This window comes from uncultured Tateyamaria sp., assembly GCF_947504105.1.
GTDB lineage: Bacteria > Pseudomonadota > Alphaproteobacteria > Rhodobacterales > Rhodobacteraceae > Tateyamaria.
The window spans coordinates 168,229-193,162 of sequence record NZ_CANNGP010000001.1; the positions used below are offsets into that span (position 1 = coordinate 168,229).

20 protein-coding genes are annotated in these 24,934 nt (G+C 59.6%); 8 read left to right on the forward strand and 12 right to left on the reverse strand.

Annotation, left to right across the window (positions count from 1 at the left end; genetic code table 11):
- Positions 1-59 precede the first annotated feature (59 nt).
- The 10 genes from Q1A75_RS00825 to Q1A75_RS00870 all read right to left on the reverse strand — a co-directional run bounded on the left by Q1A75_RS00825 (position 60) and on the right by Q1A75_RS00870 (position 11,376).
- Positions 60-836: an enoyl-CoA hydratase-related protein gene (locus tag Q1A75_RS00825; RefSeq protein WP_299552652.1), complete on the reverse strand. Its 777-nt coding sequence runs from the start codon at positions 834-836 to the stop codon at positions 60-62.
- 69 nt (positions 837-905) lie between these two features.
- Complete coding sequence (locus Q1A75_RS00830; protein ID WP_299552649.1) at positions 906-1,361, reverse strand: cytochrome c-type biogenesis protein; 456 nt, start codon at positions 1,359-1,361, stop codon at positions 906-908.
- Complete coding sequence (locus tag Q1A75_RS00835; protein ID WP_299552647.1) at positions 1,358-3,316, reverse strand: heme lyase CcmF/NrfE family subunit; 1,959 nt, start codon at positions 3,314-3,316, stop codon at positions 1,358-1,360. Before Q1A75_RS00835 ends, Q1A75_RS00830 begins: the two co-directional genes overlap by 4 nt.
- Before the next feature lie 82 nt (positions 3,317-3,398).
- A complete protein-coding gene (locus Q1A75_RS00840) occupies positions 3,399-3,971 on the reverse strand; it encodes a holin family protein (protein ID WP_299552644.1) in 573 nt (190 codons plus the stop codon).
- Complete coding sequence (locus Q1A75_RS00845) at positions 3,962-4,573, reverse strand: holin-associated N-acetylmuramidase (protein ID WP_299552641.1); 612 nt, start codon at positions 4,571-4,573, stop codon at positions 3,962-3,964. Before Q1A75_RS00845 ends, Q1A75_RS00840 begins: the two co-directional genes overlap by 10 nt.
- Before the next feature lie 75 nt (positions 4,574-4,648).
- Positions 4,649-5,092, reverse strand: a complete 444-nt coding sequence (gene ccmE, locus Q1A75_RS00850) for a cytochrome c maturation protein CcmE (protein WP_299552638.1) — start codon at positions 5,090-5,092, stop codon at positions 4,649-4,651.
- A 9-nt stretch (positions 5,093-5,101) separates the two neighbouring features.
- Positions 5,102-6,130 carry an N-acetyl-gamma-glutamyl-phosphate reductase gene (argC, locus tag Q1A75_RS00855; protein ID WP_299552636.1) on the reverse strand — a complete coding sequence of 343 codons (1,029 nt, stop codon included), beginning with the start codon at positions 6,128-6,130 and terminating at the stop codon, positions 5,102-5,104.
- Positions 6,131-6,157: 27 nt separating this feature from the next.
- Entirely contained in the window at positions 6,158-6,967 is an 810-nt protein-coding gene (locus Q1A75_RS00860) for an aspartate/glutamate racemase family protein (protein ID WP_299552633.1), read from the reverse strand.
- 17 nt (positions 6,968-6,984) lie between these two features.
- A complete protein-coding gene (locus Q1A75_RS00865) occupies positions 6,985-7,869 on the reverse strand; it encodes a lysophospholipid acyltransferase family protein (RefSeq protein ID WP_299552630.1) in 885 nt (294 codons plus the stop codon).
- 87 nt (positions 7,870-7,956) lie between these two features.
- Positions 7,957-11,376 (reverse strand): indolepyruvate ferredoxin oxidoreductase family protein, encoded by a 3,420-nt coding sequence (locus Q1A75_RS00870; RefSeq protein WP_299552627.1) that lies wholly within the window; start codon positions 11,374-11,376, stop codon positions 7,957-7,959.
- 169 nt (positions 11,377-11,545) lie between these two features.
- Between Q1A75_RS00870 and Q1A75_RS00875 the strand changes: the two genes are divergently transcribed.
- The 5 genes from Q1A75_RS00875 to purL all read left to right on the forward strand — a co-directional run bounded on the left by Q1A75_RS00875 (position 11,546) and on the right by purL (position 18,449).
- On the forward strand, positions 11,546-12,451 hold the full coding sequence (locus Q1A75_RS00875) for a LysR family transcriptional regulator (protein WP_299552623.1): 906 nt from the start codon (positions 11,546-11,548) through the stop codon (positions 12,449-12,451).
- Positions 12,452-12,694: 243 nt separating this feature from the next.
- Positions 12,695-14,974, forward strand: a complete 2,280-nt coding sequence (locus Q1A75_RS00880; protein ID WP_299552620.1) for a mechanosensitive ion channel family protein — start codon at positions 12,695-12,697, stop codon at positions 14,972-14,974.
- Between the two features lie 123 nt (positions 14,975-15,097).
- Positions 15,098-15,496 (forward strand): hypothetical protein, encoded by a 399-nt coding sequence (locus Q1A75_RS00885; protein ID WP_299552617.1) that lies wholly within the window; start codon positions 15,098-15,100, stop codon positions 15,494-15,496.
- 65 nt (positions 15,497-15,561) lie between these two features.
- A complete protein-coding gene (locus tag Q1A75_RS00890; RefSeq protein WP_299552614.1) occupies positions 15,562-15,954 on the forward strand; it encodes a hypothetical protein in 393 nt (130 codons plus the stop codon).
- A 335-nt stretch (positions 15,955-16,289) separates the two neighbouring features.
- The gene (gene purL, locus Q1A75_RS00895; protein ID WP_299552611.1) at positions 16,290-18,449 is read left to right on the forward strand and encodes a phosphoribosylformylglycinamidine synthase subunit PurL; all 2,160 of its coding nucleotides are present in this window, start codon (positions 16,290-16,292) and stop codon (positions 18,447-18,449) included.
- A 47-nt stretch (positions 18,450-18,496) separates the two neighbouring features.
- Here the strand turns inward: purL and Q1A75_RS00900 are convergent, their stop codons facing one another.
- Both Q1A75_RS00900 and Q1A75_RS00905 read right to left on the reverse strand, forming a co-directional pair.
- Entirely contained in the window at positions 18,497-19,750 is a 1,254-nt protein-coding gene (locus Q1A75_RS00900) for a VWA domain-containing protein (protein ID WP_299552608.1), read from the reverse strand.
- A gap of 60 nt (positions 19,751-19,810) precedes the next feature.
- On the reverse strand, positions 19,811-20,719 hold the full coding sequence (locus Q1A75_RS00905) for a MoxR family ATPase (protein WP_299552605.1): 909 nt from the start codon (positions 20,717-20,719) through the stop codon (positions 19,811-19,813).
- Positions 20,720-20,912: 193 nt separating this feature from the next.
- On the opposite strand from Q1A75_RS00905, the gene Q1A75_RS00910 reads away from it, so the two are divergent.
- The 3 genes from Q1A75_RS00910 to Q1A75_RS00920 are packed head-to-tail and all read left to right on the forward strand — an operon-like array spanning position 20,913 to position 24,933.
- Positions 20,913-21,941 (forward strand): glycosyltransferase family 2 protein, encoded by a 1,029-nt coding sequence (locus Q1A75_RS00910; protein WP_299591770.1) that lies wholly within the window; start codon positions 20,913-20,915, stop codon positions 21,939-21,941.
- Complete coding sequence (locus Q1A75_RS00915; RefSeq protein ID WP_299591768.1) at positions 21,938-22,564, forward strand: hypothetical protein; 627 nt, start codon at positions 21,938-21,940, stop codon at positions 22,562-22,564. Before Q1A75_RS00910 ends, Q1A75_RS00915 begins: the two co-directional genes overlap by 4 nt.
- Positions 22,564-24,933: a glycosyltransferase family 2 protein gene (locus Q1A75_RS00920; protein WP_299591766.1), complete on the forward strand. Its 2,370-nt coding sequence runs from the start codon at positions 22,564-22,566 to the stop codon at positions 24,931-24,933. The genes Q1A75_RS00915 and Q1A75_RS00920 overlap by 1 nt, the downstream gene beginning before the upstream one ends.
- The last annotated feature ends 1 nt before the right edge of the window (position 24,934 follow it).

Below are 24,934 nucleotides of genomic sequence, written 5' to 3' on the forward strand. Positions count from 1 at the left end.
AGAAACCGCGGCTATGCCAAGATCAGGCACCCTGTATGCGCGCCTCGGCAACCGTCGAATTACCGCCCCTCGAAACTCGGCTTGCGTTTTTCAACAAACGCCAGAACACCCTCGCGGAAGTCACGGCTTTGCCCGCAGGCCCCCTGCTCGGACGCTTCAGACGCCATTTGTGCCTCAAGGTCGTTGCTCCAGCTTTCACGGATCACGCGCTTGGCGGCGGCAAATGCCTTGGTCGGGCCGTTCGACAGATGCGCGACACGCGCCTTCCAGTGTTCCTCGAACCCGTCATCGGCCACCGCTTCCCAGATCATACCCCAGGCATCCGCTTGGCTGGCCGTGATCTTTTCGGCGAACAGCGCAGCTCCGATGGCTTTGGCCATACCCATCGTGCGGGGCAGCACATAGGTACCCCCGGCATCCGGAATCAGGCCGATGCGCGTAAAGGCCTGTAGAAAATAAGCGCTCTCGGATGCAATCACCACGTCACAGGCCAGCGCAAGGTTTGCGCCTGCCCCGGCTGCCGCGCCGTTCACCACAGCCACCGTTGGCACGGGACAGTCAACAATCGCGTTCAGCATCGGGGTGTATTCGTCACGCAACGTCCGTTCCAGATCCAGGTTGGACGCATTGGCGCGATCCCCCAAATCCTGACCCGAGCAAAAGGCGCGCCCGGCACCGGTCAACACCACAACACGTGCCGATTTACCGGCATGTGTGACAGCCACTTCGATCTCTGCACGCATCTGGGTGGTGAGCGCGTTCATCACATCGGGTCTGTTCAGCGTGATGATCGCCGCGCCGTCTTCCATTTCATAGGTGAGCGTCTCGTATTTCATGGCCGGTGTCCCTTTAGGTTCCGGTCCTCAATATCAAACCGATCAGTTTGGAAAAGCCCCGACGCGCGGTCACTCGTCCATAATCTCGCGCAAACGGCGGGTTTCCTTGTCGCTCAGCCCGTCTTCAGAGGCGACCGATGCCGCGCTACGCCCGCGCAAATAACCAAAGCCGATGCCAGCGGCCAACAAGAACATCAGCGGCCCGGCCGCCCACAACATCCAGCTCGACCCGGATGCACGGGGCGTCATCAACACGAACTCTCCATACCGCTCGACAAAGAAATCAACGATCTGCGCATTGCTTTGCCCTGCCACCACCTGTTCGCGAATAACCTGCCGCGCATCGATGGCCCATTGCGCGTTCGACGACGCAACGGATTCGGACTGACACACCACGCACCGCAGCGCGTGGTCCAATGCGCGGGCTCGCGCCTCTTGCGCCGGGTCCTCCAGCATCTCGGACGGATCAAGCGCCAGCGCTGCAGTGCTCAGAAGCAGCCAGAAGATGATTGCAAGCCGCCTCATTCCGCGGGTACCGCCTGCATCTTGCGCGCGCCCACTGCCACACGGAAACGGCGGTCGCTCAAGGACAACAGGCCACCCAGGGCCATCAGCGCGCAGCCGATCCAAATCCAGTTAGTCAGTGGTTTGATATAGGTCCGCACAGCCCAACCACCGCCCTGTTGCGCATCGCCGATAACGACATAGACATCGCGCGCCAGATCATAGTCGATCCCGGCTTCCGTCGTGGGCATCTGTGCCACCGGATAAATCCGTTTCTCAGGACGCAGTTGCGCAATCTCATCCCCATCCCGCGACAGGGTAATGCTGGCCATCGTGGAGAGATAGTTCGGCCCTTCCAAATCCTCGACCGCATCAAGGGTCAGGTCATACCCCCCAACCGTAAACTGCTCTCCAATCTGGGCCACGCGGATATCCTCGGATTGCCATGCCGTCAGGCCCGCCACACCGATCATGGTGACACCCAACCCGGCATGCGCAACTGTCTTGCCCCAGTCAGCCCGCGGCAAGCGCCACAGCCGACCAAAATTGAAGGTCTTGCCGGTGCGAGACGCGAGATCGACCATCGCCCCCATGACCAGCCACGCCCCAAGGAAAGCGCCCAATGGTCCGGTCAGTGGTTTGCCTGTGTTCATTGCCCATGCCAGCCCGCCGACGGCCAATGCCAAAACGAACACATAGCGCAAGGGCCGAATCGCACGTGCTATTTGTCCCCGCTTCCAGGGGATCATCGCGCCGATGGGCAGGATCAGACCAAGGATCACCATGAAGGGCGTGAAGGCCATGTTGAAGAACGGCGGCCCGACGCTCAACTTGCGGTCAAAGAACATCTCGGCCACGAGCGGCCACGTCGTGCCCACGAAGACGACAAAACAACTCACCGCAAGCAGCAGGTTGTTGACCACCAACGCGCTTTCACGACTGACCATGCCAAAGACCCCACGCGCTTCCATCGTGCCTGCACGCAGCGCGAACAGGATCAACGCCCCGCCCATGAAGAAACCCATGATCATCAGGATGAACACACCACGCTCAGGATCGTTGGCAAAGGCATGGACCGAGGTCAGCAAGCCTGACCGCACGATAAATGTGCCAATCAACGAAAAGCCAAAGGCCAGGATGGCCAGCAGGATGGTCCACGATTTCAAGCTCTCACGCTTCTCAACCACGATGGCGGAATGCAGCAGCGCCGCTGCCAACAACCAGGGCATGAAAGACGCGTTTTCGACCGGGTCCCAGAACCAGAAGCCGCCCCAACCAAGCTCGTAATAGGCCCACCAGGACCCCAACGCGATCCCGATGGTCAGGAACACCCAGGCCGCCAGCGTCCACGGCCGCACCCAACGACCCCAGGCCGCATCCACGCGCCCCTCGATCAAGGCCGCCACCGCAAAGGAAAACGCCATGCTCAGGCCGACATAACCGAGATACAGAAACGGCGGATGAAATGCCAAACCGGGATCCTGCAGCAATGGGTTGAGATCCTGCCCGTCAAACGGCGGCACAGCCAAACGCAGAAACGGATTTGATGTGAACAGAATAAAGGCAAGGAAGGCGACACCAATCGCCCCCTGCACTGCCAGCACACGGGCCCGCAGGGTTGGCGGCAGATTGTCTCCAAACCAAGCGGCCATGGCGCCAAACAAGGCCACAATCAGAACCCACAGCAGCATGGACCCTTCGTGGTTCCCCCAAGTGCCTGAAATCTTGTAGAGCATCGGTTTTGCTGAATGGCTGTTCAGCACCACCAGCCGGAGAGAGAAATCCGAAACGATGAACGCCCACATCAACGCCGCAAACGAAAAGGCGATCAACAGGAACTGTGCGGAAGCCGCAGGCTCTGCCACCGCCATCCAGCGCGCATCGCGGCGCCATGCCCCGACCAGGGGCACCACGGCCTGAACAATAGCAATCAAAAAGGCGAGGACGAGGGCAAAGTGACCGAGCTCTGTAATCATGACCTCGTTATATGTCGCCCGCTCCCCGTCGCCAATGGGTCTGCCGTTTATGTCGCATCACGTCTGCGCCAGCGACCGTTGATTACGCCGCGGCGCGCCACTCTTCAAGAGCGGCATTGTCCCCCTGCGCCAGCGACGCAAAGGTCAGCGTAGCGTCCCCATCCGTCGCAGCAGCACCGATCCCGTCATGACGCATTTTCCGCAGGGCCGACACGTTCTCCATCACCTGCGGAACATGTGCCATGGTTTGCACGATCTCGCGCTGAAATTGCTGCGCCTTCACCTGGTGCCGTGCCCCGAAATAGAAGGATACAATGACACCCAACAGCCACCAAAGCGGCTCTGGCACCAGCGCAATGCCCTGCATCCGTTCTGCAAACCACAAGGGTTCGACCATGGCCGACACGAACAGGCCAAGCGTGCCCAAGGCCAGCGCGGGACGCGGCAAGCGGTTGATCGCGTCCATCACCCGATCAAACACGCCCTGGCGCGGCACCGCGAACTCGGCTCCGAACTCGCGCATCGCCTGAATTTGCACGTCATGTGCACGTGCCGACCCCGCTTCGGCGTTTTCACGAAACACTTCGACGGTGTCTTTTACCACGTTGCGGCCACCACCAAACAACAGCCCGAACAGCCGATCAATCATCCCCATAGCTCAACCCTTTCCCCAAACTGCGCATCTGTCAGATGAAAGCGCGGCGCGATGAACTCCTCGGCCCGTTTGATCCAGCCGCCCTTCCCGCCTGCCCGACTGCGCGCGTACTTGCGGCTGGCTGGCCGATTGTCGGCGATGCGGAAGTAATAATTGCGGCGCGCAATCCCATAAGCATCGACCAGATGATCTGGAGCGGCGTGATAGGCTGCGCGCGCAGCCCCGATGCTCTGCGGGCCCAGGGCTCCATCGACCGCAACATTGTGGCCCATGGAATTCAGCAAGCGCTGCAGGATCTTGATCGCGTTGGCACCCGCGTTGACATACATGTCAAAGACGGTTGCATGCAGCGACGCAGGCAATGCGGCAATTTGTGGGCGTTCAAAGTAGTGCATGACAAAGATATCGATGGCCTGCGCACGGCTGAGACGCCGCACATCGCGCACATCCACGTCGCCATCGCGATCCAGATCCAGCCGCAGCCGACGCATGGTGTGAATGGTCACCCCGAAATTCGTGGCTCCACCCGGATCATCCGGGTCGTTCACAAAACCACCCTCGCGGCCAACGATCTCTTCTGCAATGTCTCGGACACTCTGCATAAGCCAGTCCTTCCCCTAAGATGAGATGGGAAGACTGCTTTGATGTTGGTTAACGGGCCTTAACGCGACCGTACGCTAGGTCTCGGGCTCTTGGTAAACACCCTGTTCCTTAAGGGCGTCGACCACCTCCGCGGGCATATAGGTCTCGTCGTGTTTGGCAAGAATTTCAGAAGCTTCAAAGACGCCGTTAATGTAGGAACCGGTGCCAACCATGCCCTGGTTCTCTTCAAAAAGATCGGGCAACACGCCAGTAAAGACAACGGGCACCGTCCCGCCACCATCTGTGACCTCAAAGCGAATCGACTCTCCCTGCCCTCGCATCAGTGATCCTTCGGCCACCAGCCCACCAATACGGAACACTTCCGTTGGACCAGGCGGCTCCGCCAGGATCTGGCTGGGCGCCCGGAAAAAGTTGATGCCATCCCGCATCGCATAGCCAATCAGCGCCGTGGATACGATCAACGCCACCGCTGCAAGGGCGATGATCTGGATACGGCGCTGCTTTTTCAGGCTCTTCATGGGCTCACGTCACGGGAACAACGGGGCCATCATCAGCCCTTCGGTCTCGGAAATACCTAACATCAGATTGGCATTTTGCAACGCTTGCCCCGACGATCCCTTGGTCAAATTATCGAGGGCCGCGATCACAACGGTCCGCCCCGGCGTCCGGTCGGGTGCCACACCGATGTGGCAAAAGTTCGATCCGCGCACATGCCGGGTGCTGGGCACCTCGCCCATTGGCAGCACCTCGATGAACGGCTCGGTCGCATAAGCAGCCGCCAGCACATCATAAATTGCCTGCGCTTCGCCCTTCACATAGGCGGTGCCCAAAATCCCCCGGTTGGCCGGGATCAGATGCGGCAGGAACTGGATGTGCACATCCCGTCCCGCAACCTTTGAAAACTCCTGATCGAACTCGCCCAAATGCCGGTGACTGCCTCCGGTAGCATACGCATGGTAGCCCTCGCTCAGTTCCGCATGCAGCAAATTCTCTTTCAAGGCCCGGCCAGCCCCCGACACGGCAGCTTTCAGGTCCAGAATGATGTCATCCAGATCAATCACACCTGCCGCAATCAACGGCCGCAATGCAAACTGACCCGTCGCGGCGTTGCATCCGGTCCCGGCCACCAGCCGCGCGCCCGCAATCTCATCGCGATAGAATTCGGTCAAACCATAGACCGCTTCCCCCTGCATCTCGACGGCAGAATGCGGGTTGCCATACCACTTGGCATAGGCCTCCGGATCCCGCAGCCGGAAATCAGCGCTCAGGTCCACGATCCGTAAATCCCGCGGCAGGCCAGAGATCACCTCTTGGCTCGTTTTGTGCGGCAAGGCGCAGAAACACAGGTCAATGCCAGACCAGTCAATCTGGTCAAAGGACACCATGGTCGGCAGGTCCAGATGACGCAGATGCGGAAACACCTGCGAAACCGTTTGCCCAGCCTTGGAGAACGCGCCCAAAGCCTTGATATTGATGGATGAATGCCCGGAACTCAACCGGATCAGTTCAGCGCCCGTGTAGCCGGATGCGCCCAGGATAGCGATGTTGTATGTCATGTCGGTCTTCTTGGATAAAGTGTCAGATCAAGCGGCTTCAAACGTGATCTGTCGTCGCAAGAATTGCGTGGCGCGCTGACTGACCGTCTTGGGGTCGCCCGTGGTCAGATATGCTGCACTGCCTATTCCCATCTTGCCGGGATGCCGCTCCAGGTAGTCGGCAAGGCTTTCACCGACCAGGCCGGCCTGCGAATACACAGCAACATCCGCACCCAGCGCATCCTGAAATTCATCCTGCATCAACGGGTAGTGCGTGCAGCCCAGAATGGCCGCTTGCGGATGGGGCATCTTGCGCTTGAGCGCATCGACATGAGACCGCACAAGCGCATCGGCAAGGATCATGTCACCATCCTCAATGGCATCTACAACACCACCGCAAGCCTGCGCCTCGACGTCCACGCCGATGGCACGAAAGGCCAATTCGCGTTGAAAAGCGCGGCTTGCCACCGTGGCAGGTGTCGCAAACAGCGCCACATGCTGCACACCCACTTCGCGCGGGGGCGAATTGTCGCCCCACTGCCTCTCGGTCAGCGCTTCGATCATTGGCACAAACACCCCAAGAACCCGCTTGTCCTCGGGAACCCACCCCTCCTGCATCCGACGGAGGGCTGCGGCAGAGGCTGTGTTGCAGGCCAAAATGACCAGATCACAGCCAGCGTCGAACAGGCGCTGCACCGCCGAGCAGGTCAGGTCATAGATGTTGTCGGCGGTCCGCACACCGTAGGGCGCGTTGGCACTGTCGGCGAGATACACGAACTCCACATCCGGCAACCGCTTTTGCGCGGCGTCCAGAACCGTTAGCCCGCCCAGACCGGAATCGAAAATACCAACTGCCATGTCGCGCCTCTTGCGGCTCAGGTGCGGTGCCGCTCTTCGAACTCATATCCAAGGTCAAACATCTTGACCGGGTTCGGGTTCAGCTCATACGTGGCTTTGCGCAGGAATTCCATCATCTGTTTGGGGTGCTGCGCCAAGGGGTCCAGCAAATCCCTGCCGATCGGCTCTCCGATGGCCACATCGACGGGCGTATCGACACGTTTCTTGAACTCTTTGATCAGCAGACCAAGTCGCAACGTATTGTGTAGGTGGCTGGCAATCTGAAACATGCGGCTGGTGTGTCCATCGAAGTAGAGCGGCACAACCGTCGCCTCGGATTTGGCGACCATGCGCGCCGTAAAACCGCGCCAGCCGGGATCCATGGGCCGCGAAAACGGCTTTGCTGCCGTGCTGACAGTCCCACCGGGAAAGATGCCAATCGCTCCGCCGTCGCCAAGATAGCGCAACGCCTCCTTGCGGGTCGCCACGTTCAACGCCATTGCCTCCCGCGTGTCATCAAAGCTGATCGGCAGCAGGACCTTGTTCAACTCTTCGGCCTTCTTGAAGACCGAATTTGCCATGATCCGAAAATCACCCCGGATGGTTGACAGGATATGACCCATCATCAGCCCGTCCATAATGCCGTAAGGATGATTGGCAATCAGGATCAACGGCTTATCGCGGGGAATGTTGTCAAGGCTACCCGCTACGATGTTCAGCGTCAGCCCATAGCGTTCAACCATCACGGCCCAGAAGTCACGTCCTGCCGCCACTTCGGTTTCATATCCCTGCGCGCGCTTGATCAGGCGCAACCGTCCAGTCGTGTTCTCAAGGATCCGGATCAACGCCCGCCCGCCCTTGGTCTCGGCAGAATGGGAATAGCTGATCTCGCGTGTGATTTCGCGTTGCTGACGGTTGGGCATATTGCTCTGCCTGGTGAATGAACTAAGCTCCCGTTTTACGGGGTGCGCGCAATCCTGCCTAGCCCATATGACGCAGGTGTGACGCGATCACTCAGCCGCTTTGGACTGGCTCGGTCCCCCTGCCCGGATAACGGACAGCAACTCCTCACGCCGCTTGGCAGCCTTCACCTCGTTCGCCTGCTTGACCGGACCAAAGCCCCGAATATCCAGCGGAAGCGCTGCAAGTGCGACGATTGCATCGCGCGTGCCGTCATTCAGCTTGGGCAGAACCGCCTTCATATCCGCCTCGTACTGCTTGATTAGCGCCCGCTCCATCCGCCGCTCCTCGGTCCGCCCAAAGATGTCCAACGGCGTTCCGCGAAGCCCTTTCAATTTCGCCAATATGCGGAAGTTGCGCATCATACCGGGCCCGTATTCCTTCTTCACAGGCCGCCCATCCGGGCCGTCCTTTGACAGCATCGGCGGGGCCAGGTGGAACTTCATCCTGAAATCCCCCTCGAACTGCTCGCGCGCCTTGGCCTCTGTTTCCAGATGCAGGCGGGCTACCTCGTACTCGTCCTTGTAAGCGAGCAGCTTGTGATACCCCTTGACCGCTGCCTCCTTCACGGAGACGTCTTCAATCCCATCGATCAGCTTGCGATAGCGTTTCGCCAGCCGCTTGGATTGGTACTTCACCAGATGATCCGCCCGGAAGGCGATCTTCTCATCCAGCGACTTCGGCAGCTGGATCACCTTGGGCTCCGCAATCCGCGCGGCCTCTTCCGCATGCAGCACCGCCCAGCGCCCGATATCAAAGGCGCGTTTGTTGCGCTCAACCGCCGCACCGTTCAGATCAATCGCCGTCACGATGGCGTCATGGGTCAACGGCACTAAGCCCCGCTGCCACGCCGCGCCGAAGATCATCATGTTGGAAAAGATGCTGTCGCCCATCGTGGCCTTGGCCAGATCGGACGCATCGAACATATCTACCCGGTCGCGCAGCCGTGCCTCAAGCGCTAGGGACAGCCGATCCGACGGCAAGGCAAACTCGGTATCGCGAGTAAAATCGCCCGTGATGATTTCGTGACTGTTGACGACAGCCCCCGTGCGCCCAGCGCTCGTCAGACCCAAGGTCTTCGCTCCGGCAGAGACCACCAAATCACCACCAATCAACGCATCGCATTCACCGGTCGCCACACGAATGGCGCTGATATCGGCAGGATCATTCGCCAACCGACAATGGATGTGCACCGCACCGCCCTTCTGGGCCAGCCCTGCCATTTCCATCATCCCGGCACCTTTACCGTCGATATGCGCCGCCTGTGCCATGACCGCGCCAATGGTCACAACACCAGTGCCACCCACACCGGTAATGACCACGTTCCAAGTGCCCTTGATCTCAGGCAACTCAGGCATCGGCAGATCAGGCAAGTGCAACTCGGTTGTCGCCGCCTTCTTCACCTGCGCGCCTTCCAGCGTCACAAAGCTGGGGCAGAACCCTTTGAGGCACGAAAAATCCTTGTTGCAGGACGACTGGTCAATCGCCCGCTTCCGACCCAACTCGGTCTCTTTCGGCACGATGGAGACACAGTTCGACTGCACGCCGCAATCGCCGCAGCCCTCGCACACATCCGTGTTGATGAACACGCGCTTGTCGATGTCCGGAAAAGTTCCACGCTTGCGCCGCCGCCGCTTCTCAGCCGCGCATGTCTGCACATATACAATGACACTCACGCCCTCGGTCTTGGCAAAACGCTCCTGCACCACCGGCAGCTCCGCCCGCTCATGGGTCGGTACACCGGACGGAAAACGCGACACATCCACGTCTTCCTTTTCGTCATAAACCACGGCCACGTGCTCACAGCCCATCGCCCGGACTTCATCGACGATCCGGTAAGGATCAAGACCACCCTCATTCCCCTGTCCGCCCGTCATGGCTACAGCGTCGTTGTACAGGATCTTGTAGGTGATGTTCGTACCCGCAGCCAAAGCTGCGCGAATGGCCTGCACGCCCGAGTGGTTATAAGTCCCGTCGCCTATATTCTGAAACACATGATCGCGCGTCGAAAACGGCGCCTCGCCGATCCAGTTCGCGCCCTCGGCCCCCATATGGGTGTACCCGATGGTCTCGCGGTCCATCCACTGCACCATGTAGTGACAGCCGATGCCCGCATAGGCACGCGACCCTTCGGGCACTTTCGTCGATGAATTGTGCGGGCAGCCTGAACAGAAATAGGGCAAGCGCGCCGCGATATCCTCGGCATTGTCGGACCGGCGCGCCTCGTCCAGCTCGGCCAGCCCCGCCTTGATCCCATCGGTATTGCGGCCTTCCTCCAGAAGAATACCACCCAGCTTCTCGGCAATCAGGATCGGGTCCAGCGCACCACGGGTCGGGAACAACTCTTCACGGTGCAGTCCACCGGCCCCGCCCTTGTACCAGCCATAAACACGCCGCCCGCGCCGGTCGTCGAAAATGGCCTCCTTGATCTGCACCTCGATCAGCTTGCGCTTTTCCTCGACCACAACGATCAGGTCCAAGCCTTCGGCCCAGTCGTGGAAGCCCTGCATGTCCAGAGGGAACGTCTGCCCCACCTTGTAGGTGGTAATACCCAGCCGCTCAGCCTCGTTCTCATCGATTTTCAGCAGGTTCAGCGCATGGGCCAGGTCCAGCCAGTTCTTGCCCGCCGCGACAAAACCTATCTTGGCTCCGGGCTTGCCCCACATCCGCTTGTCCATGCGGTTGGCGCGGCTGAATGCCTCTGCCGCAAAGCGTTTGTGGTCAATCATCCGCGTCTCTTGTTCTGTCGGCGTATCGACCAAGCGAATGTTCAGACCACCATCAGGCAGTTGGTAGTCGGGCACCTTGATGCTCATGCGATGCGGATCGCCATCCACGACGCTGGTGGCCTCTACTGTGTCCTTCATGGTCTTCAGACCAACCCACAGCCCGGAAAACCGGCTCAGCGCCCAACCATAGACACCGTAATCCATGATCTCCTGCACACCCGCCGGAGAGACAACAGGCATATAGGCATCAATCAACGCCCATTCGGACTGATGCAACACGGTCGAGCTTTCACCCGTGTGGTCGTCTCCCATGGCAACCAGCACGCCACCATGTTTCGACGATCCTGCCATGTTGGCATGTTTGAACGCATCACCAGAGCGGTCCACGCCCGGCCCCTTGCCGTACCACAGGCCAAAGACGCCATCGAACTTGCCCTCGCCACGCAACTCGGCCTGCTGCGCGCCCCATAGGGCAGTCGCTGCCAAATCTTCGTTCAACCCCGGCTGGAATGTAACATCATGGGCGGCCAGCTGTTTAAGTGCACGTGTCATCTGCATATCCACAGCACCCAAGGGCGAGCCGCGATACCCCGTCACCAGACCGGCGGTGTTCAGACCTGCGGCCGTATCCCGCGCCTTCTGCATCAACACCAAGCGTACAAGCGCCTGCGTGCCGTTCAACAAAACGGGACTCTTTTCAAGGTCGTACCGGTCGTTCAAGGAAATCTTCTGCGTGCTCATCGCTGGCCTCCCCTGCCGTGATCAGTCTTGCATATTCTCAGTTGAATAATAGGTCACATACTCTGACCTTACCAGAAATTTTTTACGCGCGTCCGGTTCCGGTCATGCAAGCGATGTGAAAAGAGACTATTTCGGATAGGGTAGCGCAAACGTTACGAAAGTGGTGCAGATGGACTGGGATAAGTTACGGATATTTCACGCGGTGGCGGACGCGGGAAGCCTGACGCATGCAGGTGACAAGCTGAATCTCAGCCAATCCGCCGTGTCGCGTCAAATTCGCGGTCTCGAAGAATCGCTGAACGCTACCCTGTTCCACCGCCATGCCCGCGGCCTGATCCTGACCGAACAGGGCGAATTGCTGTTCGACGCCACTACAGCGATGAACAAGCGGCTCGACACAGCCAGCGCCCGCATCCGCGACAGCGAAGAAGAGGTGTTTGGCGATCTGCGCGTGACGACCACCATCGGCTTTGGCACGCTGTGGCTGGCCCCACGATTGGTCAAGCTTTACGAACAGTACCCCGACCTGCGCGTCGACCTGATGCTGGAAGAACGGGTGCTTGACCTGCCCATGCGCGAGGCCGACGTGGCCATCCGCATGAAGGAACCCAGCCAGGCGGACCTGATCCGCAAGCGCCTGATGACGGTCAAGATGCAGGTGTTTGCCACACAGGCATACCTTGATGCCAATGGAACACCCGACACGCCCGAAGACCTGATCCATCATCGCCTGATCTGCCAGAACGTAAACTCGGCCCAGGTGGGCGCAGGCAGCAGCCTCGTGCAGCACCTGCTGACCTACGAAATGCGATCCCTTCTGACAGTGAACAACTACTTCGGCGTGCTACAGGGCGTGCTTCAGGACCTCGGCCTTGGCATCCTGCCGGACTACGTCTCGTTGGATGATCCGCGACTCGTCCGCGTGCTACCCGAGATTGAATCTGCCGATGTGCCTGTTTTTTTGGCATACCCGGAAGAATTGCGCCAATCCAAGCGAATTGCCGCCTTCCGGGACTTCGTGCAGGAAGAGATCATCGCCTACCGTAAGATGCTGAGGCAAAAAGAAAATCCCTGAGATATGCGCAAAATGCATATCTGCCATGCCTTTGCGCATGCTGAAAGTGCCTTGATCGAAGGCATGCGCATCCCTACCTCGCCTATTGAAGAAACACGGCGCACATCGCGCCTTCTTCATACCTCCCTGTTGGACTTGGCCGAGCTTCGTGCTCGGCCTTTTTTTGGCTTGTTCGTTGCATCGAATCCTTTTCCGCTGCATGCCAGCAGAAAAACCTATAAAAACAAGCGTCGCGGGGAACAGATGCGCCAGTTCATTTCCTACATTCAGGCGATCCTGATCGCCCTGTCATTTCTTACACCGGCCACGCTCTCCGCTCAGACCCTTTTGGGCACAGACACCTCGGACGCGTCGACGGTGCCGTCCTTGCCAAGCCCGCTGACAGAAGACGCCGCAAACGCTCTGATTTCCCGGCTATCCGATACACAGGTCCGCGAGTTGTTGCTTGATCGGCTCAATGCACAGGCCGTCCCGAACGAAGAAGACGCAGGTGTCGGTGAGTTCCTGTATCACCTAACAAGCGGTGCGTTTGGCTCGATCGTGCAAGCCGTGGAACGCGTGCCGATCCTCTTCAGCAGCCAAGCCAAGGCATTTTCGAACTTCGGCAACTTCGTCGGCACCAATGGCCTGGTGGCAACTGCTGGGTTCTTTGCACTGGTCACGATCGGGGCCTTGCTTGTCGAATTGGTATTCCGGCGGTTGATCCGCAAATGGTTGATCCTGCCCCACCATGCGGATCAGAATGCCAGCCTGCGGTCGACGTTGATGCTTCTGTTTGTCCGGTTGCTCAGCGAATTGGCGGCCGTGGGTGTCTTTATCGCTTCAGCCATCCTGCTGACACGCTTCATTGTGCCGCCATACTATCACCCGTTCCTCACGCTGTTTGGCTTCAATCTTGTCGGCCTGCCCCGATTGGCCATCGCGGTGGGACGGTTCTTCATGGCCCCCACAGCGCCTGCCTACCGGATCGTACACGCCACGGACGAGGTCGCGCGCGCCATCGTCTTCCACATGTTCTGGCTTGCCCTCCTGATCGGGCTTGGCGCGTCCATCATCCCCTTCAATGCGGCCAACGGGGTGCCAGTGGGCGAATCCCGCATCGGCTTCTGGATCAACCTGTCGGTGCACGTCTACGTCGCCGTCATCGTTTGGCGCTACCGTGACGCTATGGTGCGCATGATGCGCGGCGCCGACCCGGACGTCAGTCCGATAGAAGAGCGGATCGCGCGCGCCTTTCCCTACTTCGCCATCGCCGCGGCCATGGGAACGTGGTGGGTGGTCAACATCGTGGTGAGCTACGGTGACTTCGCAGTGCTGCGCAGTGCCCCACACTACAAGACCATGACCCTCCTGCTCTTCGCACCGGCCATGGACACGGCGATCCGCGGTCTGGTGCGCCGGTTGGCCCCGCCAATGACCGGCGAAGGGGCCGTGGCTCAGCGCGCCTACGTGGCGACGAAACGGTCCTATATCCGCATTGGGCGGGTGATCGTTTTCGGTATCGTTTTGATCTCGATCGCGGGCTTCTGGGGCATGACACCGACAACGCTCGCCTCGGCCGGGGTCGGAGAACGGTTTGCCGCCAGTCTCATCGAATTCCTGATGATCGTCGCCATCGGATATCTGGTGTACGAAGTCGTTTCGCTGATCATCAACCGCAAGCTGGCTGCGGAACAGACGGCATCGGGTTATGACCCCGACACCGAAGACACCGGCGATGGCGGCGGCGCGGGCGGCTCGCGCCTGTCCACCGTTTTGCCCTTGATCCTCGGCGTCAGCCAGGCGGCCATCGTGGTGCTGTTCCTGCTCTTGGGGCTCAGCAATATCGGCGTGGACACAACCCCGCTGCTTGCAGGTGCCGGTATCGTCGGCCTCGCCATTGGCTTCGGCGCCCAGAAACTGGTGACAGACGTTGTGTCGGGTATCTTCTTCCTCGTCGATGACGCCTTCCGAACCGGGGAATATGTCGAGGTCGAAGGCACTATGGGTACGGTCGAAAAGATCTCGATCCGGTCAATGCAATTGCGCCACCACAAGGGGCCCGTTCACACCCTGCCCTATGGCGAAATCCCAAAGATCACCAATTTCAGCCGCGATTGGGTGATCATGAAACTGCGCTTTACGGTGCCCTTCGGCACCGACCCTGAGAAAGTTCGCAAACTGTTCAAGAAAATCGGGCAGGACATGATGGCCCTGGACCAGTTCAAGGACGATTTCCTCCAGCCGTTCAAGTCGCAAGGTGTCTTTGAATTCGACGACGTGGGCATCGTGATCCGCGGCAAATTCATGGCCAAGCCCGGCACGCAATTCGTGCTGCGCAAGGAAATCTACAACCGCGTCAACAAGGCATTCGAAGAGAACGGCCTTGAGTTTGCGCGGCGCGAAGTGCGGGTCGCAATCCCGAACCTCACGGACCAGGACAAGCTGACAAAAGAGGACAAGGCCACAATTGCCGCCGCGGCGACACAGGCCGCGCAAGAGATGGAGGAACAAGCCCCCGCTGTCGAAAAACCCGGGGACTGAACCGGCCAGCCTCAAAAACCGTTCCGGTTGCTGCTTTCTGGACACGATGATGTGACCCAGATTTGTCTTTGCCCAAGGTTGTCCCAGTTGTTGTACGGACAAATCACGGGACGGGGGATGATCATGCAAACGCTCAAAGGCATCGGGCTGCCACTGTTCGCAGCAGCCGTTGCGACGTTAACGGCAAGTGGTGCACAGGCCGATCTGACGCCGACAGATATCGACGCGCTGTCCGGCAACGCCAAGGTGAGGGTCTTGTCGTCAGATGGCGCCATTCTGGGCGTCACTGACGGCATCAGCTTTCAGGGCGATCGCGCCCGACTGTTCGTGCTGACACGCGGGGGAAACATCTTTCGACGTACCGGCGGCAAGGACATCGTCGTCACGACCATGACCAATAAGCTGACCCTGAAAGGTCAGGACCTGATTATGGATGCAGACGCGCAGCGCGTACGGATCAAGGCGAACAAATCGTTTACCGATGACAGCTCCCCAATCACGATCTTGTTGCTCGGTCGCTAAATCAGCTGCGAATAAATCATCTTGCTCAGGCGTTCTTCGTACATACGCTTTTGAAAGGATACTCAATGCCCATATTTTTGAACACACTCAAGACCACCCTTGCCGCCGGTGTACTGGCGATTACCGCCTCGACCGGGCAAGCGGACCTGACGGCGACCGAAGCGGCGCAGGTCGAAAAGCTGCGCGGCACACCTGTACTGTCGTCCGACGGCGGGTTGGTGGGCCTGATCCAAGGGGCTTCGATCAGCGGCGACAAGGCGTCGCTCTTCCTAAAACCCGGCAGCGGCGACATCCTGCGCCGCAACGGCCACGACATCATCATTCGAACCAATACGACAGAACTCACGCTCCAAGGCACTCAGATCATCCTGAACGCCAATGCGCAGCGCGTACGCACAAAAGCGAACGTGCAGAAGGAGGAGGATGATCAGGTGGTGGTCCAACTGCCCCGCATCTGACACTACAGCCGCGCGGGAACAATATGTGCGGGCTTCACTCACATGCTGATCCCACGCGGCTGGCTTCCCAGCCAACAGACCGTTAAGGCCGATGCCGAAGCAGCAATGATTTGACCAGATATTTGCGACCGCATCCGATTGGGGCCCAGCCTGCAGAAAAAGGGTTAAGTTTTGCCAAAACAACCGCACGGTGACCTAAGCGATTGATCCCATGGGACGACCAAAAAGCGATGAATATGCTCTAAACGCAGCGAACCAGCTGTCCCCGCGGGGACAAACCCTTTCCCCTCCGCCGTCCCTGCTCTAAAGAGCGGTCCAAAGCCGGGGGACACCACATGCCAGAACCGAAAATCACGCAGGATTTGATCGCCAGTCACGGGCTCAAACCCGACGAATACGACCGCATCCTCGGGATCATCGGACGCGAGCCGACCTTCACCGAGCTCGGCATCTTTTCGGCCATGTGGAACGAACACTGTTCCTACAAATCCTCCAAGATCCACCTCAAGAAACTGCCCACCACCGGCCCGCAAGTCATCTGCGGGCCCGGTGAGAATGCGGGCGTCGTGGACATCGGCGACGGACAAGCCGTCGTCTTCAAGATGGAAAGCCACAATCACCCCAGCTACATCGAACCCTACCAGGGCGCGGCCACCGGCGTGGGTGGCATCCTGCGCGATGTCTTCACCATGGGTGCGCGCCCTATTGCATCTATGAACGCCCTGTCCTTCGGCGAACCCGACCATCCCAAGACCCGCCAACTGGTGCACGGCGTGGTCGAAGGCATCGGCGGATATGGCAACGCCTTCGGCGTCCCCTGCGCAGGCGGAGAAGTGCGGTTTGACCCGGCCTATAACGGCAACTGCCTCGTGAACGCCTTTGCTGCAGGCCTCGCCGACGCGGACAAGATTTTCTATTCCGCCGCCTCGGGCATCGGCATGCCCGTCGTTTACCTTGGCGCCAAGACGGGCCGCGACGGCGTCGGTGGGGCCACTATGGCCAGCGCCGAATTCGACGACACGATCGAGGAAAAACGCCCCACTGTGCAAGTCGGTGACCCCTTCACCGAAAAACGTCTGATGGAAGCCACGTTGGAGCTGATGCAAACCGGAGCCGTGATCTCGATCCAGGACATGGGGGCCGCTGGCCTGACCTGTTCTGCGGTGGAAATGGGCGACAAGGGTGGTCTTGGCGTCAAGCTGAACCTCAACGACGTGCCCGTGCGCGAAGAGAACATGACCGCCTACGAGATGATGCTCTCCGAGTCCCAGGAACGCATGCTCATGGTCCTCAACCCCGAGCTTGAGGCCGAAGCCAAGGCCGTCTTCGACAAATGGGACCTCGACTTCGCCATCGTGGGAGAGACCATTGCCGAAGACCGCTTTCTCATCGAGCACGATGGCGAAGTCAAAGCCGACCTGCCGCTGTCGAAGCTCGCATCCGAAGCGCCCGAATACGACCGCCCGTGGGAGCCGACACCTGAGGCCGGTCCCCTCGGGGACGTCCCTGCCATCGATCCAATCGACGGGCTGAAAGCGCTGCTCGCCAGTCCCAACTACACAGCGAAACAATGGGTGTTTGAGCAATATGACACGATGGTCATGGCCGACAGCGCCCGCACGCCCGGTCTGGGGGCCGGGATCATGCGGGTGCATGGCACGGACAAATCCCTTGCCTTCACGTCGGACGTCACCCCGCGCTACGTTAAAGCAAACCCCGTAGAGGGTGGCAAACAAGCGGTGGCAGAAGCCTATCGAAACCTGACGGCGGTGGGCGCCAAGCCACTGGCAACAACAGACAATCTGAACTTCGGCAACCCCGAAAAGCCCGAGATCATGGGACAGTTCGTGGGCGCGCTCGATGGGATTGGTCAGGCGTGCGAAGCGCTCGACATGCCCATCGTGTCGGGCAACGTGTCGCTCTACAACGAGACGGACGGCACCGGTATCCTGCCCACCCCTACCATCGGGGCTGTGGGACTGATCGACCACCCGGACAACATCATCGGTGGCGACGTGCGCGATGGCCACGTGGCCTTGCTGGTGGGCGAGTGCGGCGGACATCTGGGTCAGTCCGCGATTCTTGCCGAAGTGTTTGGACGCACCGACGGGGACGCGCCGAGTGTGGACCTTGACGCAGAAAAACGAAACGGAAATTTCATCCGTGAAAACAGACACTTGATCAACGCTTGTACGGATCTGAGTGACGGCGGCCTCGCCCTTGCCGCCTTTGAACTGGCAGAGGCGGCAGGCGTCGGCGTATGGATCGACTCCAGCGAGATGGGCAGCTTCTTTGGCGAAGATCAGGCGCGTTACCTGGTGGCGTGTTCGTTCGACAAGGCCGAGGCGCTGATGATCGCGGCCGGCAAGGCGGGTGTCCCTATCGTTTCCGTCGGTAAATTCTCGGGCGACACGGTGTGGATGGGCAACAGCTCGGCACCGCTGTCGGAATTGTCGGACATCTATCGCAACAGCTTTGCCGATACATTCGCGTGACCCTGTTGGGGCGGCGAGATTTTTCGTAGGAAAAATCTTGGCCCCGATCAGGCGGTGATCATTCGGAGCAAGCGGTCGCGGTCGCCGACATCGTCGCGCAGGGAAATCACCTGCGCCAGTTCTTCGATGGACGCTATGGAGTGACCAGCGCGGAAGCTGTCGACATGAGGTAGCATCGCCGCGATTCCACGGGCCCGCGGTGCAAAGTCCTCCCATCTTAACAACGGGTTGATCCAGATCAGGCGCTGTGCGGAGAGGTGCAGACGCTCCATCTGTTTTGCCAATGCATCCGGGTCGTCGCGGTCGAGGCCATCCGTGATCAACAAGACCACGGCCCCTTGCCCCAGCACCCGGCGGGACCAGTCGCGATTGAACGTTTCAAGGCAAGACCCAATCCGCGTGCCGCCTTCCCAATCCTGCGCTTCCGCCCCTGCGGCTTGCAGCGCCGCATCCACGTCACGCTGTGCCAGATGTCGCGTGATATTCGTGAGCCGTGTGCCGAAGGTGAAGGCGTGCACCTTGGCCCACCCTGCCCCTTTAGCATTCGCCACTGCATGGAGGAAATGTAGCACCACGCGGGAATACTGGCTCATAGAGCCCGAGATATCGCACAGCGCAACTAGGTTCGGGTAGCAAACTCTGGGGGTTTTCCACTTCAGATCGCGCATCTCTCCGCCCTGTCGCATGGCGGCGCGCAATGTGCGGGCGGGATCGATGCGCCCCAGCCCTGCGACCCGCGTCCGGCGCGTGGGCATGGGATCGACTGGCAGCGCCATGCGGGCAAGCATGGCTTTGGCTTGCGCCATTTCCTCGGTGCTCATCTGTTCGAAATCGAGCGTTTTAAGCTGTTCTTCGGCGCTCATTGTAAGGGAGGCGTCAATCTCGATCTCGGTGCCGCCCTCTTCGATGTCGGGCAGGTCGATGTCGTCGCCCGCGCCGTCAAGCAGCGCTTCGGCCGCGCGTTTCTCGGCCGCTTGTGCGCCGCGATCTTCCTGCACGCCGCGTACCGCCGGCAGCATCGCCGCCATCATGTGTTCGAGATAGCGCGGGTCACGCCAGTAGAGCCGGAAGATTTGTGCGAAGACTGCCCTGTGTTCAGGTTTCGATACGAAACAGGCATGCAGGGTCCAGTAGAAGTCGCGCTTTTCTGTAAAGCCCGCCTTGGTCACCGCCGTGATCGCATCCATAACCCGGCCCGTGCCGATGGGCAGACCGGCGCGGCGCAGGGCGCGGGCGAAATGGGTGATATTCCCAGCAAGACGCGGGTTCTCCGGCAATTCGAGCGGGGCGTATTCAGGCATCTGTCAGGCCGGGGGCCAGCCCCGGAACCCCCGGAGTTTTCCTGGCAAGATGAAGGTGGATCATGCCGGTTCCAAAGACGCTTTGGCCTCGTCCAGCAGGCGCTTGGCCTCCGATCCCTGCAGTTTCTGGATGTCGTCCTGGTACTTCAGGATTGCGCCCAGCGTGTCAGCGATCACTTCGGGGCTGAGTGCCAGCACGTCGAGCGCGAGCAGGCATTTGGCCCAGTCGATGGTTTCGGCCACGCCCGGCTTCTTGAAGAGGTCCTCGGTTCGGAGGCGCTGCACGAAGGCCACCACCTCGCGGCTGAGTTCTGCGGCGGCTTCGGGCGCGCGGGCCTGCAGGATTTCCATCTCGCGGTCGAAATTCGGGTAGTCGACCCAGTGATATAGGCAACGGCGTTTGAGCGCGTCGTGCACTTCGCGCGTGCGGTTGGAGGTGACGATGACGATGGGTGGTTCGGGGGCTTTTATCGTGCCCAGTTCTGGAATGGTGACCTGAAAGTCAGAGAGAGCTTCGAGCAGGAAAGCCTCGAACGGTTCGTCCGTGCGGTCCAGCTCGTCGATCAGCAGGACCGGCGCACCGTTTTCATCGGGTCGCATCGCGTCGAGCAGCGGGCGTTCGATCAGGTAATCATCCGAGAAGAGTTCGGTTTGTAGTGCCTTGCGGTCGGCCCCGCCCGATGCTTCCGCTGTGCGGATCGCGACCATCTGTGCCGGAAAGTTCCATTCGTAGACGGCCGAGGACGCATCGAGCCCTTCGTAGCATTGCAGCCGGATTAAACGGCGGCCAAGTGCTGCTGCAAGTGCCTTGGCGATTTCGGTCTTGCCGACGCCTGCTTCGCCTTCAAGGAAGAGCGGGCGGCCCAGTGACAGGCTGAGGAACACGACGGTCCCAAGGGCGCGGTCGCAGACATACCCCTGGTCGGCGAGCATGGTCTGGACGGCATCGATAGAAGTTGGGGTGTGCATCAGGTTTCCTTCCTTGCGTCCAACCTGCATCGCTAGGCCCTGTCGTCAAGGCCTCCTAAAGTCCTGTCCGTTGACGGGATTCGCGGGAAATGGCATGGTGTTAACGAGTTAAGAATGAGGTTCGCGGCATAAGTCACCGGGACCCGATGCAGAGGCGGTGGGCAATGACCCGATCACGAAAGGCTGGCGTTTGATGCGCATTACGGCAGTGACCTGCGTGAAAAACGAAGGCCCGTTTCTGTTGGAGTGGATCGCCTTCAATCGCCTGATCGGCGTGACAGATCATCTGTTCTATTCCAACGACTGCACCGACGGCACCGACCGGCTGTTGGATGCGCTGGCTGCACGCGGTTTGTGCATGCATCTGCCCAACCCAGCCGAAGGGCGCAATTACCAGATGGAAGCGCTGAAGGCTGCGCGCCGTCAGGATGTCGTGACCGAGGCTGACTGGGTGTGGGTCGCAGATGTGGACGAGTTTCTGAACATCCATGTGGGCGATCATACGATCCCTGCCCTGATCGATGCCTGTGGTGATCCGCGGGCCATTTCCGTGACCTTCCAGTTCTTTGCCAATGATGGCGTGAGCAGCTTTGTCGACAAGCCGGTGATCGAACAGTTCCACCGCTCGCACAATCCCGACCTGTGGTGTGGGGAGACTGCCATTGAGGTCAAGTCGCTGGTGCGCCACGACTTTCCGCTGCAGTATTACGGCGCGCACCGCCCCTTTCAGAAGGGCAAGGCGAAGCCCGTCTGGACGGATGGATCAGGACGCAAGGTGCAGCACAAGTTCCTGGTGGCAGCCAATCCGCGCCGCATCCGACGTTTTCCGGCCCATGGCGCGCGCGACTTTGCGACGCTCAATCACTACGCCTTGCGCAGCCTGGACAGTTACCTGGTCAAGAATGACCGCGGCGATGTGAACCGTGAAAACCGGGCATTTGACGACACCTATTGGCGCGAGCGGAATGACCCGGCCTGGGAAGACAAGAGCATTCAGCGTTACGTTCCGGATCTCAGAAAAGCACTGGCGGAGTTAAAGAAAGACAAAGAGATCAAAGCCTTGCATGAGGAATGCGTGGCGCTGCACATGGCCAAGCGGGACACGTTGCTGGCCAGGCCCGACTACCAGGCGATGCAGGCACAGCTGCGCGCCGCACGGGCCCTGCCCCCGCAGGAAGAAACGATGCTGATCGAGCTGGGGCTGATGGAGCCTGCCGAATGACACTGCGCGTTGTAAACCTTGGCCTGCCCAAGACCGGCACCACGACGCTGGCCCGCGCCTTGCGCAGGGCTGGGCTGCATGTCGCGGATCATCGGGTCCGTCCGCGCCAGACCCAGAACACACAATTGCACAACGCATTTATCGCCGACCTGCTCTATCGCGGCTATTTCGAGACGGGCGATCCCGGCTTCTATTTCGATGACTTCAATGCGATCTCTGAAATGAGCGTGCTGCGCGAAGGCCGGTCACTTTGGCCGCAAATGGACTTTGGCCTGATCACCGCCATCCGCAAACACAATCCTGGCGTCAAGTTCCTTGCCTCCAACCGCGACCCGTTCCACATGTCCCAATCCATGCTGGCCTGGTCCGATCTGGGCACCTCGCGCTTGCCCTCCAACAACATCCCCGGCCTGCCCGAGGGGTTTGGCGAAACCAGCATCGAACGGATGCAATGGATCGAAGCACATTACGCGCACCTGCGCGCGATCTTCCGCGACGATGACGATTTTCTGGAATATGACGTGGCCGACCCCGACGCCAAGGATCTGATCAGCGGGTTTCTTGAGATACCGGTGAACTGGTGGGGCAAGACCAATGTGAACAAGTTGAACGAGGTTGCGTAATGCAAATCCACCTGCATATCGGTCTGGAACAGGTGGGCGCAGACCGTCTGCAAAATGTGTTGGCGGCCAAGCGTGATCAGTTGATCACAAAAGGCGTGCTGTATTCACGTGCTTTGGGCAACAAGAACCACACGCGGCTTTTCATGGCCGTAACGGAAGCCGCGCATATTGACCCTCTGCGGTACAACCGCGGCTATATCACCGACGACAAGCAGAAGGTCCTGCATGATACTGTGGCGTCCGATCTGGCCAAAGAAGTCGCACAGTTTTCGCCCGACCACCTGATTCTGTCCGCTTCGCAACTTGGCGTTAGCCTTGTGTCGAAATCGGAACTCGAGCGGTTGAAAGCGTTACTGACGCCCCTGTCCAACGATATCCGCATCGTCGCGCATATTGATGAGCCTGCCCAACTGCTTGCCCGCCGCTACGGCGAGCAAATCATGGAGGGGCGCGGTACATCACTGACACAGGAGCTGGACCTCTCGAGCAGCAAAATGTGGTGGGCGGATGCGTTGGCGGCCGCCCACCGGATCAATCCGCAGGCCGGTGTGTTCATCGAAAACCAAGCGCCACCGTGCTGGCTGGACTATGCCGCGCTCGAACGGCACTGGAATGCGGTGTTCGGCGACGGGGCACTCACATTTCGCGCCTATGACGCCGAAGCCTTTGCCGCCGAGACTGTCACGGACGAAATCCGCGCAGCCTTTCAGATCAAATCGAAGATCGGCAAGGCGACCAAGGCGGACGTGCCGATCGAGCCGTCGGCGGCATGGTTGGCGCGCGGGCGTCAGCTGAATGACTTGATCCTCCAGGTTCTGGCCAGCGAAAAGCGCATTCTGCCCCGGCAGCTCTGGCGATCCTTCGTGACCGAGATCAAGGTGGGTGGCGATCCGATTGATCCCGCGTCCCTGTCAAAGATTTCCAAGACATTTGCCGAGCAGAACAAGGGCATTGCCAAGTCGCACGACCTGCCGAGCATGCTGTTCAAGGCCCCAAAGGCCAAGAAGACATGGGCGGAGGCGGACCCGACACGCGGGTTCCGCGCATCACAATATCTGCTGGGGTTCATGTGGCGCATCGACAAGGCCACCCAGGAAGAGCGCAAAACCAAGGCGGCTGACCTGGCACGCCTGAATAGCAGTGCAGCGCACGCGCCTGCTGCCTCTGCGGAACCATCTGATGGCTTGACCGATACCGCCCGCAAGTTGATGCCGCCGTTGGCTGTTCAGAACTTTGAAAAACTGCGCACCTCTTCCTTTGCCCCGCATAACAAGTTGGGCGCGGTGAACGAGGAAGAGGTGGCCGCCGCGTATGCGCCTATTGAAACGCGCAAGCTGCCCAAGGGGTCGAGTGGCAATGTCATTGTCGGCTGCATGAAGAACGAGGCGCCCTATATCGTTGAATGGGTCGCGTATCACCGTGCCATGGGGGTCGATAACTTCCTGATCTACACCAATGGCTGCGAGGACGGGACAAGCGAAATCCTTGACCGTCTGCAAGAGATGGGCGTGCTTCAGCACCGCAATAATGACAACTGGAAGGGCAACTCACCCCAGCAATACGCCCTGAACCAGTCGCTCAAGGAACCGTTGATCAAGAACGCCGACTGGATCATCCATATCGACGTGGATGAGTTCATGAACGTGCGGACAGGTAACGGCACTTTGCAGGATTTCTTTGACGCCGTGCCCGATGCCACCAATGTCGCAATGACCTGGCGACTGTTTGGCCACAACGGCGTGACCCATCTGAAAGATGACTTCGTCATAGACCAATTTGATCGCTGCGCCCCGAAATACTGCCCGAAACCGCACACGGTCTGGGGCTTCAAGACGATGTTCAAGAACATTGGCGCCTATGAAAAGATCAGCTGTCACCGGCCCAACAAGCTGGACCCCAAATTTGCCAAGAAAGTGCATTGGGTGAATGGATCCGGCAAGGATATGACCAAAGAGGCCGCCGAGAACGGCTGGAGAAGTTCGAAAAAGTCAATTGGCTACGACCTGCTTCAGCTCAATCATTATGCCTTGCGCAGCGCTGAAAGCTTCCTGATCAAGCGCCAACGGGGCCGCGCACTGCACGTGGATCGATCCATTGGCATCAACTATTGGATCCGCATGGACTGGTCCGATTTCCGCGACATCACCATCAAGCGCAACCTGCCCCGCATGCGTACCGAATACCAAGCACTGATGGCGGATGCCGAATTGCGCAAGTGGCACGAAAAAGGTCTGACATGGCATCGGACCAAGGCGGATGAACTTCACGCCAATCCGGAGTTCCAAGACCTGTATGATCAGGCACTCAAGGTCAAACTGACCGAGACCGAGCGGGTGGCCTATGCCCTCGCCCTCGACATGGAGAGTTGAG